The following is a 12441-nucleotide window of genomic DNA, read 5'->3' on the forward strand; positions in this document are numbered from 1 at the left end:
CGATAAGCATTATCAAGTACGCACTGATTTCCTCTCGCTTTTCCGGGCCCATTTTCCATGCCGCCACATGACACCCAGCCTTGCGTCGACATCCAGACGCTCTACACCGACCATCACGGCTGGCTGCAAAACTGGCTGCGCAAGAAACTGGGCTGTAGCAGCAACGCCGCAGACCTGACCCATGACACTTTCCTTCGCTTACTGACCAAGAAAGACCCCATCGAGATTCGTGAGTCACGCGCTTTGCTGGTGACCATCGCACGCAGCGTGTTGAGTAATCATTTCCGCCGTCAGAAGCTGGAGCGTGCCTATCTGGAGGTGCTCGCCAGCCTCCCTGAGAATGTGATGCCGTCGCTTGAAGAGCAGGCAATCCTGCTGGAAACCTTGATCGAACTGGATCGCCTGCTCGATGGGCTGGCGGCCGATGTGCGTCAGGCGTTTCTCTGGTCGCAGCTCGATGGTCTGGCACATTCAGATATTGCGGCCCGCCTGAATGTCTCGGTGACCACGGTCAAGCGCTACATCGTCAAGGCGGGTGTACAGTGTTTCTTTGCAGCGTGAAGGGGACCTCTTGATGAGCGCCGTTTCGCCAGCCGTTGCCGAGCGCGCGGTCGAGTGGATGGTGGAGTTGCAAAGCCCGCCTGTGGCGCCAGCCACGCTCGTCCAATGGCGACAATGGCGCGCGCAGGACCCCGAGCATGAGCGCGCCTGGCAGCGTATCGAGGCGTTTGGCGAGCGCTTTTCGGGGTTGGTGCAAAACGCCCATATCGCTCAGGCCACGCTCAATTCATCCGACAGGCCCGATCTGGAACGGCGCCGGGCGATCAAGGCCCTGGCGTTGCTGGTCAGCCTGGGCGCCGGCGCCTGGGCCGGGCGCGATACGACTCTCTGGCAGAACGTCAGTGCCGACTATCACAGCGCGGTGGGCGAGCAACGTCAGCTGACGCTGGTCGACGGAACTCGCGTGTTGATGAACACCGACACCGCCATCGATGTGCGCTTCGATGCCAACTCCCGTCTGCTGCGCCTGTTGCGTGGCGAAGTGCAAGTCCGTACTGGCAATGACCGGATGACACGTCCTTTCCTGGCGTACACCGCCCAAGGTCGCATCGAAACCTTCAGCAGCCGCTTTCTGCTTCGCCAGGCCGAGGGATACAGCCGTGTTGCGGTGGCTGAAGGAAACGTCACCCTGTTAACAGGGAAGCGCCCGGCGCTGGTGCTGCAAGCCGGGCAACAGGTGATGTTCACCCCTGACGAACTCGGCCCGATCCGCTCGGTCAGCGATGCTGACCTGGCGTGGACGGATCGCATCATCATTGCCCACGACCAGCGCCTGGAGGATTTTCTCGCCGAAGTGAGTCGCTACCGGTCCGGACATCTAGGTTGCAGCACTACGGTAGCGAGCATTCGGGTGGCCGGGACATACCCGCTGACCGACACTGACAGGATCCTGCAAACCCTCGGTGCGACGTTCAACCTGCACGTGCGCAGTTTCACCCCTTATTGGGTCACTCTGGAGCCCAGGGAACGGCGGACCTGAATCTATTTTGAAAAACTTCTGCTCAGGGTGGTCCATATGGCGTTCTCGCGAGACATGGAAATAAAGACACCTTTTTCCTTGCTCATTTCTCGTGGAGTTTGACATGAATCACCCCCTGCGCCTTCGCGCCATACCCTTGGCGCTCGCCTTTAGCCTGGCGTCCGGCGCGTTTAGCAGCGCACTACTTCTCGCCCCCGCGCGGGCCTCTGCTGCCGACAGCACGCGTCATTACGATATCGCCGCAGGCAGCCTACGAGACGCCCTCAATCAGTTCGGCCACCAGGCCAATCTGTTGGTGTCCTACCCGGCGCAACAGACAGCGGGACGCGTGAGTCAGGGACTACACGGCGACTACACCGTCGAGCAGGGGCTTGCGCTGCTGCTCTCGGGTTCGGGACTGCAAGCGGTACACCTGAGCAACGGCAGTTACACCTTGCAGACCGCGCCTGAAGGCTCGATGACCTTGCCGACCTCGACCATCAATGGCGCCGCCGAGCAGAGCATTACCGAGCCCATCGAAGGCATCGTCGCCAACCGCAGCAGCGTTGGCACCAAGACCAACACAGCGATCAACGAAGTGTCGCAGTCGATATCGGTGATCACCCGCGACGAAATGGACAAACGCGGCGTGCAGGATTTCAACTCGGCGGTGGCCTATACCCCCGGCATTCGCGCCATCGATTACGTGGGCGGGCAGGGCGCCCCCGACATTTACATGCGCGGCTTCCGCTCCTTCAACTTGTTCGGCATCTACAAGGACGGCCTGCGCAGCGGCTTCAACCAGTACGACACCGACTTCGAGACCTTCGCGCTGGAACGCATCGACGTGATCAAGGGCCCGGCATCGGTGCTCTATGGGCAGATGGCGCCCGGCGGCATGGTCAACCTGACCAGCAAACGGCCCACCGACGAAACCATTCACGAAGTACAGATTCAGGGTGGCAGCCACGATCGCCGTCAGGAAGCCATTGACCTAGGCGGGCGTATCGATGACGAGGGCAAGTTGACCTACCGCTTCGTCGCCCTGCAACGCGATAGCGGCACGCAGGTCGATCACTCGCCGGATGACCGCACCTACGTCGCCCCCTCGCTGACCTGGAAACCAGATGACGACACCAGCTTCACGGTCCTGACCAGCTACATGAAAAGCCGCAAGGGCGGCGCCGAACAAAGCTTCCCGGTCAATGGCACGCTCAACGGGACAGCCGTTGGTCACGTGCCGTCGAGCACCTATCTGGGCGATCCCCATGTCAGCCACTACGACGTCGAGAACACATCGGTCGGTTATATCTTCGACCGTCAGCTCAGCGAGAACTGGAAGTTTGAACAGAACGCTCGTTACGTGGAGTCCGATGTCGACTACATCAGCAACGGCGCGCGTAACAGTGCGCAACTGGGCAGCGACGGCCGCACCTACACCTTCGGCTACCAGAAGCGACCGAAGAAGACCGACACCTTCCTGCTCGACAACAACCTGCAAGGCCAATTCGACACCGGTCCGGTCAATCATCAGGTGCTGTTCGGTATCGACTACGGTCACTATTCGGGACGCGAGTCACGACTGGGTTCGAACAACCAGACGGTGGACATCTTCGACCCGGTGTACAACGCCAACGTGGTGTGGAACGCGGCCAAATCCACCGACGGCAAAAGCGTCGTGGTGCAGAAGGGCGCGTACTTTCAGGACCAGCTCAAGCTCGACAACTGGCGTCTGACTCTTGGCGGGCGGCAGGACTGGCTGGAGGACCGCGAATACAGCTACCTGGGCAGTGGCGATCGCAGTGCGCAGAATGACCACAAGTTCACCGGTCGCGTGGGCCTGGCGTACCTTTTCGATAACGGCATCACGCCTTACGCCAGCTATAGCACCTCGTTCCAGCCAACCTCCGGTACCGCGCAGGATGGCAGCACGTTCAAGCCGACCGAGGGCGAGCAATACGAGTTGGGTGTCAAGTACCAGCCGCCAAGCCAGAACAGCTTCATCACCGCATCGATGTATGACCTGACCCAGAAAAACGTCACCACCACCGACCCGACCAACGCAAGCTTCCAGGTGCAGACGGGCGAGCAACGTTCAAGAGGCTTCGAGCTGGAAGGCAAGGCCGAGCTGACGCAAAGCCTGGACCTGATTGCGTCCTACGCCTACACCGACGCCGAAGTGACAGAAGCCAACACCGTCGGCACGGGTGTGACGGCCTATAGCCTCAAGGGCAACCGGCCGATCGCGGTGGCGAAAAATACTGGATCGTTGTGGCTGGACTACAGCCTTCAAAACGGACCGCTCGATGGTGTGGGAGTGGGCGTCGGGCAGCGTTATGTAGGTTCGTCCTACAACGCCAAGAATACCGTCAAGGTCCCCGGCTACAGCCTGACTGACGCCAGCCTGCGCTACGACCTGAGCAAGTTGAACGCCAGCCTTGCGGGGACCAGCATCGATTTGAACGTCAACAACCTGTTCGACAAAACCTACTTTACGCCCGGGTTCTACGAGAACAGCGTGTTCTACGGCACGCGCCGCACTGTGATTGGAAGCCTGACGTACAAATGGTAAGTGCGGCCAGACTACGTATACAAAAGCCAGTTTGACGGATAGGCGTCGTGAACGATCAAGCCTTCTAAAGCGGGGCTTTTTCGTCAGGGCGGTCAAGGCGAGGAGGTGCCTATCATTTCCTCGATCTGAATCGCCCTATTCGACAGCCTGGGGTCGCACGCGAGACGTAGCACCTCGCGCTGCGTAACTATTGGCAGCCTCATGTGTTCTCCTCGCGACAGGCGTGTGAATGCCTCACAAGTCGCGCCGTGTGAAAATTGCAGACAAACGGAAGGTGATCGGCTTGACGCCGAACGCGAGGAACACAGAATGATGGTGCGTAGGGCTCAAAACCTAACACCACTAAAAAAGCCTAGGACTCCACCCCTGGGCTTTTTTGTGTTCCAAGTCCACCGGCTAACTCCTAGCCTGGTCTCATTGCGATACTCCTCATATGCCTAGGTCACACGGCCTGCTGCCGTGCGCAGCGCTGCGTGGCAATCCAGCAGGCGACCTCCTTGGACAGAGCGAAGAACCCTCGACGATTAGGTACTTCAAACAGGGGCACCTCAATCGTTCCCCGCTGTTTAGCCTTACGAAACGCGTCGTAAGACGTGTAACCCAACTCTCTCCACAGCGCGCTGCCACCCACCATCAGGCCATATCGATCCTTGAGATCGAGCTCTAATTCGGATGCGAGGATTTGGATTTGAATGGGCTCGCGCATCGCACTTATGTCCAGTTTGGTCACAGTTAATAGTAATAAACCGCCCCCTTGCGCTCTAGCCGTAAGACTTCTACATTTTTTACGGTACAAAGAACGGTTGCGGATTTTTAACTGTCTGATTTTAAAAGAATTGCAAACATTTATTCGGAGTTCGCAGAGAGCTTGCGCGAACCAATTCCGGAAAATAGTAGTCCCCGGAGCAACACGGTGGAAATGCTCGCAGTGGGCTATTGGTTCGAAGGCCCGAGGCAGCGGACAGGCCTTAAAACTGCCTATGCCCTTGAGCTGTATTTCGAAAAAGAGTCATTTCGAAGAAACGCGAATGGCACGATCCGGCATTACCGAAGCAAGTGGTCAAGGTATGAGCAGAAAATGATCTCGCCCAAGGCGAAGACCTTGAGCAGGGTGGAACTGCTAGCACCTGGATCTTCCCGCGACCTTAACCATCCCCTATGGGCATTAGTGAAACTGCTCTCGCGTAAACGGAAGATCAGTTTCGACAATTACTTCCGAACGCTAAACACCGAAGTCCAACTGGTGCTTTATCGCAATACCAGCGACATGATTTGGGACAGTGCTCAGCGCGAACCAACCACTCAAGTTCTACTCGAAAAACTCGAACGCAGGGCAAGCTTGGATACCCTCGCAGCGCTGATCGTGATAGTGGTCGAAGCGGATCATCTGGGTCGAAAATCTCTTGCTATAAAAGCAGTAAACTCCCTACACAAAGTACTTCTGATGCTGGCGATGGAGCTTCAGGCGCGCGGTGTTGCCGTTGGCCTAATTGATTGGCTGGCGTTCAACGTCTTACCTCTTGGCGTGCCTGCGCACCTGCAGATCTGGATGAGCAGCGCTGACTACATCCACGCGTCCGCCCATTTGAACACCATGGTTTACCAGCATCCCGAAAGGCGCGGAAAAACCTTGCCTTGGAAGCTTCGTGCCAGGCTGATGTGCAAGCTTCTTGCCGGGGATATGGGGATTGACGTTCTGCACGCAATGCGCCCGCAGTTCGAGTTGCGGGAAGACGTCGGGGAAATCGCGGGCGAGTTGGTCGAGGAGTTTAAGAAGACGTCGGCACTCAGAACTTGGGGGTGGATGTGCATCGCTGATGGCACACCTCAAGTAGTGCCCCCCGTAGCGCTGCTTTAGCCTTCCCATGATTCGCTAGGCGAGTGGTCAAGTCCAATGCAAATGCCTGGTCACGTCCGATGCAAACGACTGGTCAAGTCGAATGCAAGCGGGAGGTCAAGTGGTGTGCAATTTCCCAGGTCAACCTGAATGCGAAAATGACGCGTATATCTGCGAGAAAAAGCCCCTCGATAGAGGGGCTATGAACGGATTTCCCGTCAGGACATCGATCAGGATATGACACAGGTAACTGCCTTAATCAGGCATTCAGTATGTTTTGGCAAGATTGCTGATCTTTATCGCATGCCCGTTTTTGTTTTCAATACTTCCAGGTAAAGGTGAGTGTCGGTCGCACGAATAATCAAGTCATCACCTGTCTCCAATAGCTCGGTAAGCAGTCCATCATTGACGTCTAAGTACTCGCTAAAATCGTCTCCTCCTAATTCGCTAATGGCGACGTTCCACCATTGCTCGAACTCATCGAGGTACGGGTTGCAGCCAGTCGCATAAACAAGGACCTTGCGACTGCCGTTGGGAGTTGTCTCGTCGACCTCAGACATGAGGTACACCCCATGATCCTTGACCAGTATGATTCGACAGTCGTTTGCTAGGGCTTCGGACAAGACCGCCCGCAGTTCAATGCCTGCAAATTGCAGCATGATTGATATCTCCGTTGACAGTGCTAAGAAACCTGTCCCCATGCGGGAAAGATTTCCCCGCGGTGGGTTGAAGAAAAACAAGAAGGTTTGCCTGGCGAGCGGCGCTCGAAAAGTGCTCAGGAGAGCAGTAGGCGTTCATCACCGTAGAAGCGGTTATCGTGCGAGCCACCGAACGCTAATCGCACTTGGGGAGAGCCATCACCGAAATGACGTAGCCTTGAAGGTTCTGGCTACCTGGGAAGTGCTGTCGATAACAGCGATCCGTACCTTGTATTTAGCTGGACGATTTATCTGGGTCAATCACTGTAGAGACGCTGTTTCACGGGGTTTGTCTTCTGGCTTCCAATGAAGATTTTTCGGCCGGAAAAACTGATAAGCGGTCAGGCACGGGCCGTTTTCAGTAGTAGGCTGTTACTCTTGTCTCAACCATGAAAACGCTCAGAAGAGGGCGAGACCATGCCGACTCAGCAACCTGTTCAGAGTTCACGTGCCCACCGCTGGGCGTACGCCTGTGGTCTGTCGGTGAAGCGTGGTTACCGTAAGTTGAAAACGTTTGAATCCCGCGTGGTTGAGCGTGCGGAAACGGCAGGTATGCCCGCAGGTAAATTACTTGTTCGCGGGAGTTTTCTGACTGCCAAGTTTGCTCTGCTCGGAGCATTTCTTTTTGTTAGCTTCTGGTTGTTTGTGCTGATGTGCACAATCGTCGTATTAGCAGCTATCCCAATTCAGGATTCAGACACTCCAGGTATTGACGATCTCGATGATCCAACGCATAGAACGTCTTGGCCTGAGCGGTACGATAAATGGGGTTCTCTGAAGTAGCCTCTTGGTTATTTTGAGCTCGATTTACCCGAAACAATTCTTGCACCGCTCATCAACTGAGAGGTTCCGTTAGAGCTCGCTGTCTGTGCTGCGTGGGTTCCCCTGCTGAGCATTCCTTCTACGCCTGAACCTACGCTATATCCGGCCCAACTCATGGCCCCTAGAAACAGCATTGGTAGCACGATGAACATCGCCCCCATCACATACTCGATCACCTGTGCCGTGACAGTTCCATCCATGAAGCCGGATGTGGGCAGCGACAACAGCACCTGATTGGACGCTGAAACCTGGTTGTACAAGGTGTCGAGCATGCTGGAGTCGACCCAGCGGGCCAACTCCCACCAAAAACTCAGCATGTGCAGCGTGAACAGTGCGAACGTCACCGTCATGACGGTCTTCAACTGGTAGGTACTGACCAATAGAATCAGCGGCAAGCTGATGATGATGCCCATGATCAGGAAAGCCTGCACCATCGGCAGGGCGGCGCGTAGCGCATTCATCGCCGGGAAGTTGCTGAAGGAGCCGAGCGCCAGCCCTGTGTTGGTGGCCAGGTTATTGAGCCCCTGATTGATCGAGCCGCCGCGGGCGCTGGAGCCATAGTCCTGGTACACCTGTCCGGGCGACATGGACATCGATTGCTGGCGCGGGCTGACCAGTTCGCGCACGGCGGCATCCTCGATCTCGTTGCTCGAACGACCAGTCAACCAATCTTTCAGCTGAGTCAACAACGAGGGATCAACCTGCCCGATCAAACGCTCGCGCAACCCGACACCGCTGTCGCTCCACCATTGCTTGCAGGTGGGGTAGCCCGCACCATTCTCCAGCCGCGGCAAGGAAACATCGCGATTTTCGTCATACGGCCAACTGACTCGCGGCGTGCGTGAGCGATCCGTGTCGTAGTAGCCAGGCGTATCGAGCAAATAGCTTGAGCCGATCCAGGAGGCGTCATGACTTTGTGCCTTGTCCAACTGCGGACGGTTGGTGAATAGCCGAGAACGGGAATAGCCGTAGCAGTCGCGGGTGAAGTCGGCGACCTCCTGCAGCAGCACCTGGCTGTCGATGCGCGAGCTGTCGATCTCCATGCGCATCTGCCGGATATCCGGTGCGCAGGGGATGGAGGCGGTGGCCGCCGCGGTCACGCCTTTGCTCAAGGCATGCACCAGAAACCACCAGATCGGCACGTTCGCAGAGCGTTCGCCGATAGTATTGAAGGTCGTCCCCCAGGCGGTTTCCGTCGGTTTGGCCACACTCACGCCGCAGCGCTGGCTCGCCGCATCATCGAACGTCATTGACGAGAGGCTCAACGGAAAGACCGGCGCGCAGCCGAACAACACCACGATGTAGGCCAGCCACAACCGGTTCTCGATCCGCGGCACTGAGAGCAGTCCCTTGTTACCTTCATCCGCGCCTTGCTGACGGGCCGATAGCCATTCCTGCATGATGATTGCACCAAAGGGCGCGGCGAATAGCCCGGTGTCGGACAGGACGCTCCAGAGGCCGTTGTTGATGATCCAGGCCAGCAGGGAGAGGTAAAACTCCAGGTAGCTGTTGGTGCTCATAAGCATGGGGGTGACCTCACAGTCGGGTGAGTTCGACGCAGATAAAGAGCACGAGCCCTAATGTCCCGATGCGTTTCACGCGCAGTCGATCCTGTGGTCGATGTCGGTAGCGTCGAAGCAGGTTCCACCAGAGCGCAAAGGGGGCGGCGTAAAGTAGGGTGCGCCACCACCGCAGATAAGGTCGTGCGGATTCGAATGCCTGCTGCCAGACCTCGAAACTACCCAGCGCAGTGCAGCCGATCCAGGCGACCAGTGCGGCGGTCAGGATCATCACTGCGGCAATCCCCAGACTCAAAAGCAAAGTGAATAGCAGTGAGCGTTTCATGGCTCACTTGCGTCTGGCGTCAGCATCATTGAGTCGACCGGGCTCAGGGTCGCCTTGCTCGACGGTCCGCGAAGCATCAGCACCACCGGCATGCCGATCGAGCACCAGGCTGGCGGTGTTGGTGGCCAGCATCTGCCGGACCTGCAGCTCGGTTTGTAGCAGACGTATTTCGCGCTCCAGGGCGTCGATATTTTTTGTCAAGGCGGTTTGGGCCGGCTCAGCGGAGGCGATGTTCGGTTCGTGACTGCCTGCCAGCAGGGTGCGCAGTAGCAGAAGCGCTTTGTCGAGCACACTGGACAAGGCCGTTTCACTGGCCAGGCGCCGTGCCAACAGATCCTGGTCAGGGTCGTCACGCAGGGCTTCGATCACGCCACGGGTCACCGGCAGCATCGGGCTCGAGGCTTTAGCCAGATTGTCAGGGGTGGGCGACAGTGAGCCGGACAGCAGCCCTTGCAGGGCCTTGAGACGTTCGCTGTAGGCCTCCTGGATCAGCGGCGTCAATCCGCTGCCGGCGGTGGCACGCAGGGTTTCGCAGCTGTCGCAGGTCGAGACTTCGCTCTCGCCCAGTACGCGGACGGCCCATTCGGATTCCTCTTGGGGCGAGGTCCAAGTCTGGCAAATAGCCCCGCCTAAGCAGTCGCTGCTACTGATCGAGGCGCTGTCATCCACCGACCGGTTATGCAGCAGGTTGTAGCCTGCTCGCACCACGTCGTCGGTCACCCGAATGGGCGTCTGTCCGTTACCTCCGGCCTTCGAACCGCCGACCCAGGACACTCCATTGTTGCCGTTATGGGCCTCGGTGTTTTTCACCGCGGCCACTGCATCAGCGCCGGTTTGCTCCAGATTGCCCTGCATCTCCTGGTTCTTGGCCAGCGAACCCCAGCCGGCTTGACCGACCTTGTCCGCCATCTTTTCGGCCATGGCTTGGCAGGTCAGCTTGGAGCGGTCGAAGTCGATACGACCTTGCATCACCCCGTTACTGAGCAACTCATAGAGACCGGGGTTGGCGCGCTGGATGATCAACGCCGGCAGCGACATCACCGCTTGGGTCGCGTTCTGCACGATGCTGCCCATGATCTGCTGGAAACCTTCGGTGACTCCGTTCAGTTGGTTTTGCAGGGTGTTAGTGAGGCTCATGTTTCCGCACATCATGTTCGCTCGCCATGACCCGCCGACACCGAGACCACTGGGTCGGTAGAGCGAACTCGGTGAGCCGACTGCCGAGCCGCCACCGATGGTGTACATCACTCGGTCGTCGAGTACTTCGCCTTGAGTACCCAGGCGGTAATCGCCCTCGGCGGCGTGGGCATGCGTGACCATGGCGAGCAGTCCGTAGAACACCAGACTCATCGTGCCCAACCAGGGTCGCGCGCGAAGCCGGCTCATGACGCACCGCCTTCAAAGTCGATGCTGAACAGGAAGGTCTGTCCCTCACGTTTGCAGCAGCTATAGGGACGCCACAGCGACCAGGCGTAGCCGCCATCCGCGCTTTGTTCCGGATCGCTGGGGAAGATGGCGCACGTAGGCTGCACCTGAGGGTAGAGTAATTGCCATTTGTGGGTCGAAGCGTCGTTTTCAACGATCGGGCCAGGCGGCCAGTAGCCGTCGCGTTTGGCGGGCGTGAGGGGTAAGTACACATGCGGCTGCCAGTTGCGGGTCATCACATCGCCGGCCCGTTGCGCCATGACGGCGGCCGCCTTGAAATCGTCGGGCTGTACCAGAAAACCCTGCCGGGGATAAACGTTGCCCCACATGTTTCCCGAAGCCTGACGACCGATTTCACGGATCCCCGGCACGAGCGACTCGGGGTAGAAACTTTCTGGGATGCCATGGCGCCAGGCCAGTGAGTCCAGGGTACTCAGGTAGTAGGGCATGAACGCCGTTGCACCGCTGGCGCAGGCGTAGCCGGACTGCGAAGCCAGTTGCGTCGCGGCCCAGCCACCGGGGTGGCCGATCCCGTCGACGTTCTTGAAGCGGGGCAGGTTGTCGCGGCGGGTGTTCGGCGTGATCAGGTTGCCGCCACCTTCCGCGCCGCTGATGGGAGCGGAGAAGGCGGCCATCTCGGTCCAGGGGTTGTTGCCGGTGGTGGCATAGCTCGAGACCACCAACTCAGGAATGAAATGACGAACCTTCATTGAGGTTTTGACTGTGCAACCGAAGGGCGTGCAGAGGAGCCAGAAACAAATGCCGACGATTCGGTATTCGAGACAGCCTGGAGAAAGCACGGAGGACGTGATGCTGCCGCTGTCCAGCGCCACGCTTGGGCCGCACGTCAGCAGGATGCTTAGCGCTAAGGGCCGTAGCTTTGTGGGCGGGATTGACGAGCAGGCAACGGGCATGATCCAGGCTCTCGGTGTATGGCCTGGGCAGGTTCGGTTAGGGACTGAAGACTGTCAGTAGAAAAAATGAAGGTGGGTGTGTCGACTTTGTGAGACGTGAGACTATTATTTGACGTGAAGGGCGTTGCGCAGGAGATCGGGTTCCGTAAGCAACTGATCTGTAGTGATTTCGAGAATATTCGCGAGTTTGCACAGGACCAACAGCGACGGATTGCCCGTGCATCGTTCGATTTGACTGACGTAGGTGCGATCCACCTCGGCCATGAGTGCCAGTTGCTCTTGGGTCAGGTTTTTCAGGCGTCGCATCCAGCGGATGTTTTCCGACAGATGCAGACGAAGCTGTTCGTAGTTTTGAGTCATGCGCGCAAACTGCGCCTTGAGGGACTCTCAATCCACGGGATATAGTCTACATTGGCATTCAACTAGGCCATTTGGTGTTCAGGCCTGTTATCGAGCGTTCATTTGGTGTCGTTAAGCTTTTCGAGGTTGGATTCCAAATCTAACAATAATTCAGACATCTAGGGTGTGTATGGACGAAAACTACATTGCAATTCCGGCGGCGGATGGTTGCTCAAGTCTTCTGACGCCTTGGGGCAGCGAGTTTGCCCCGATGATCGAACGTGGCGTGCAATGTGCTCAGGCTTGGCTTGATACGCCCGGCGAGACTCCACTGTGGTGGGCGCTGGCGCAAACCCGCAAGACCTTTCCTGTCGGCGACTGCCAAGATGCCTTCGAAGCCGGCTTCCTGTTGAGGATTCAGCAGCGGCTTCGGGGCGCATCACAATAACCTGTCGCTCGTTTTAGAGCGC

General features: G+C 57.8%; 13 protein-coding genes. 6 read left to right on the forward strand and 7 right to left on the reverse strand.

Features of this window, described 5'->3' with window-relative positions:
- Positions 1-57: 57 nt before the first annotated feature.
- From ACYZUD_RS01170 to ACYZUD_RS01180, 3 genes are all read left to right on the forward strand, one after another.
- Positions 58-561, forward strand: coding sequence for a sigma-70 family RNA polymerase sigma factor (locus ACYZUD_RS01170; protein ID WP_462022214.1), 504 nt, complete (start codon positions 58-60; stop codon positions 559-561).
- Between the two features lie 13 nt (positions 562-574).
- On the forward strand, positions 575-1540 hold the full coding sequence (locus ACYZUD_RS01175; RefSeq protein ID WP_462022215.1) for a FecR domain-containing protein: 966 nt from the start codon (positions 575-577) through the stop codon (positions 1538-1540).
- Between the two features lie 103 nt (positions 1541-1643).
- The gene (locus tag ACYZUD_RS01180; protein ID WP_462022217.1) at positions 1644-4091 is read left to right on the forward strand and encodes a TonB-dependent siderophore receptor; all 2448 of its coding nucleotides are present in this window, start codon (positions 1644-1646) and stop codon (positions 4089-4091) included.
- A 442-nt stretch (positions 4092-4533) separates the two neighbouring features.
- On the opposite strand, the gene ACYZUD_RS01185 is transcribed toward ACYZUD_RS01180, so the two are convergent.
- Complete coding sequence (locus tag ACYZUD_RS01185; RefSeq protein WP_427544950.1) at positions 4534-4797, reverse strand: hypothetical protein; 264 nt, start codon at positions 4795-4797, stop codon at positions 4534-4536.
- 213 nt (positions 4798-5010) lie between these two features.
- Between ACYZUD_RS01185 and ACYZUD_RS01190 the strand changes: the two genes are divergently transcribed.
- Positions 5011-5949 carry a hypothetical protein gene (locus tag ACYZUD_RS01190; RefSeq protein WP_462025160.1) on the forward strand — a complete coding sequence of 313 codons (939 nt, stop codon included), beginning with the start codon at positions 5011-5013 and terminating at the stop codon, positions 5947-5949.
- A gap of 275 nt (positions 5950-6224) precedes the next feature.
- On the opposite strand, the gene ACYZUD_RS01195 is transcribed toward ACYZUD_RS01190, so the two are convergent.
- The gene (locus ACYZUD_RS01195) at positions 6225-6587 is read right to left on the reverse strand and encodes a DUF3085 domain-containing protein (protein WP_462022218.1); all 363 of its coding nucleotides are present in this window, start codon (positions 6585-6587) and stop codon (positions 6225-6227) included.
- A 456-nt stretch (positions 6588-7043) separates the two neighbouring features.
- Here ACYZUD_RS01195 and ACYZUD_RS01200 point away from each other — a divergent pair, with 456 nt between their 5' ends.
- Positions 7044-7409, forward strand: a complete 366-nt coding sequence (locus tag ACYZUD_RS01200) for a DUF3742 family protein (RefSeq protein ID WP_462022219.1) — start codon at positions 7044-7046, stop codon at positions 7407-7409.
- A gap of 8 nt (positions 7410-7417) precedes the next feature.
- Here the strand turns inward: ACYZUD_RS01200 and ACYZUD_RS01205 are convergent, their stop codons facing one another.
- The 5 genes from ACYZUD_RS01205 to ACYZUD_RS01225 form a co-directional block, all read right to left on the reverse strand.
- The gene (locus ACYZUD_RS01205; RefSeq protein ID WP_462022220.1) at positions 7418-8974 is read right to left on the reverse strand and encodes a conjugal transfer protein TraG N-terminal domain-containing protein; all 1557 of its coding nucleotides are present in this window, start codon (positions 8972-8974) and stop codon (positions 7418-7420) included.
- Between the two features lie 10 nt (positions 8975-8984).
- On the reverse strand, positions 8985-9293 hold the full coding sequence (locus tag ACYZUD_RS01210; RefSeq protein WP_462022221.1) for a hypothetical protein: 309 nt from the start codon (positions 9291-9293) through the stop codon (positions 8985-8987).
- Positions 9294-9296: 3 nt separating this feature from the next.
- Positions 9297-10679, reverse strand: a complete 1383-nt coding sequence (locus ACYZUD_RS01215; RefSeq protein WP_462022222.1) for an integrating conjugative element protein — start codon at positions 10677-10679, stop codon at positions 9297-9299.
- Positions 10676-11632 carry a TIGR03756 family integrating conjugative element protein gene (locus ACYZUD_RS01220; RefSeq protein ID WP_462022223.1) on the reverse strand — a complete coding sequence of 319 codons (957 nt, stop codon included), beginning with the start codon at positions 11630-11632 and terminating at the stop codon, positions 10676-10678. Before ACYZUD_RS01220 ends, ACYZUD_RS01215 begins: the two co-directional genes overlap by 4 nt.
- 105 nt (positions 11633-11737) lie before the next feature.
- Positions 11738-11992: a helix-turn-helix domain-containing protein gene (locus ACYZUD_RS01225; protein ID WP_462022224.1), complete on the reverse strand. Its 255-nt coding sequence runs from the start codon at positions 11990-11992 to the stop codon at positions 11738-11740.
- A gap of 169 nt (positions 11993-12161) precedes the next feature.
- On the opposite strand from ACYZUD_RS01225, the gene ACYZUD_RS01230 reads away from it, so the two are divergent.
- On the forward strand, positions 12162-12419 hold the full coding sequence (locus ACYZUD_RS01230) for a LasR-specific antiactivator QslA (RefSeq protein WP_462022225.1): 258 nt from the start codon (positions 12162-12164) through the stop codon (positions 12417-12419).
- The last annotated feature ends 22 nt before the right edge of the window (positions 12420-12441 follow it).

The organism is Pseudomonas sp. XS1P51 (assembly GCF_054897845.1).

What these genes read in the sequence shown, in the direction of transcription:
- ACYZUD_RS01220 (WP_462022223.1), bottom strand. Translation starts at nt 11,632, where the DNA reads ATGCCCGTTGCCTGCTCGTCAATCCCGCCCACAAAGCTACGGCCCTTA.
- ACYZUD_RS01170 (WP_462022214.1), top strand. Translation starts at nt 58, where the DNA reads ATGCCGCCACATGACACCCAGCCTTGCGTCGACATCCAGACGCTCTAC.
- ACYZUD_RS01185 (WP_427544950.1), bottom strand. Translation starts at nt 4,797, where the DNA reads ATGCGCGAGCCCATTCAAATCCAAATCCTCGCATCCGAATTAGAGCTC.
- ACYZUD_RS01230 (WP_462022225.1), top strand. Translation starts at nt 12,162, where the DNA reads ATGGACGAAAACTACATTGCAATTCCGGCGGCGGATGGTTGCTCAAGT.
- ACYZUD_RS01225 (WP_462022224.1), bottom strand. Translation starts at nt 11,992, where the DNA reads ATGACTCAAAACTACGAACAGCTTCGTCTGCATCTGTCGGAAAACATC.
- ACYZUD_RS01210 (WP_462022221.1), bottom strand. Translation starts at nt 9,293, where the DNA reads ATGAAACGCTCACTGCTATTCACTTTGCTTTTGAGTCTGGGGATTGCC.
- ACYZUD_RS01190 (WP_462025160.1), top strand. Translation starts at nt 5,011, where the DNA reads ATGCTCGCAGTGGGCTATTGGTTCGAAGGCCCGAGGCAGCGGACAGGC.
- ACYZUD_RS01200 (WP_462022219.1), top strand. Translation starts at nt 7,044, where the DNA reads ATGCCGACTCAGCAACCTGTTCAGAGTTCACGTGCCCACCGCTGGGCG.
- ACYZUD_RS01175 (WP_462022215.1), top strand. Translation starts at nt 575, where the DNA reads ATGAGCGCCGTTTCGCCAGCCGTTGCCGAGCGCGCGGTCGAGTGGATG.
- ACYZUD_RS01205 (WP_462022220.1), bottom strand. Translation starts at nt 8,974, where the DNA reads ATGCTTATGAGCACCAACAGCTACCTGGAGTTTTACCTCTCCCTGCTG.
- ACYZUD_RS01195 (WP_462022218.1), bottom strand. Translation starts at nt 6,587, where the DNA reads ATGCTGCAATTTGCAGGCATTGAACTGCGGGCGGTCTTGTCCGAAGCC.
- ACYZUD_RS01180 (WP_462022217.1), top strand. Translation starts at nt 1,644, where the DNA reads ATGAATCACCCCCTGCGCCTTCGCGCCATACCCTTGGCGCTCGCCTTT.
- ACYZUD_RS01215 (WP_462022222.1), bottom strand. Translation starts at nt 10,679, where the DNA reads ATGAGCCGGCTTCGCGCGCGACCCTGGTTGGGCACGATGAGTCTGGTG.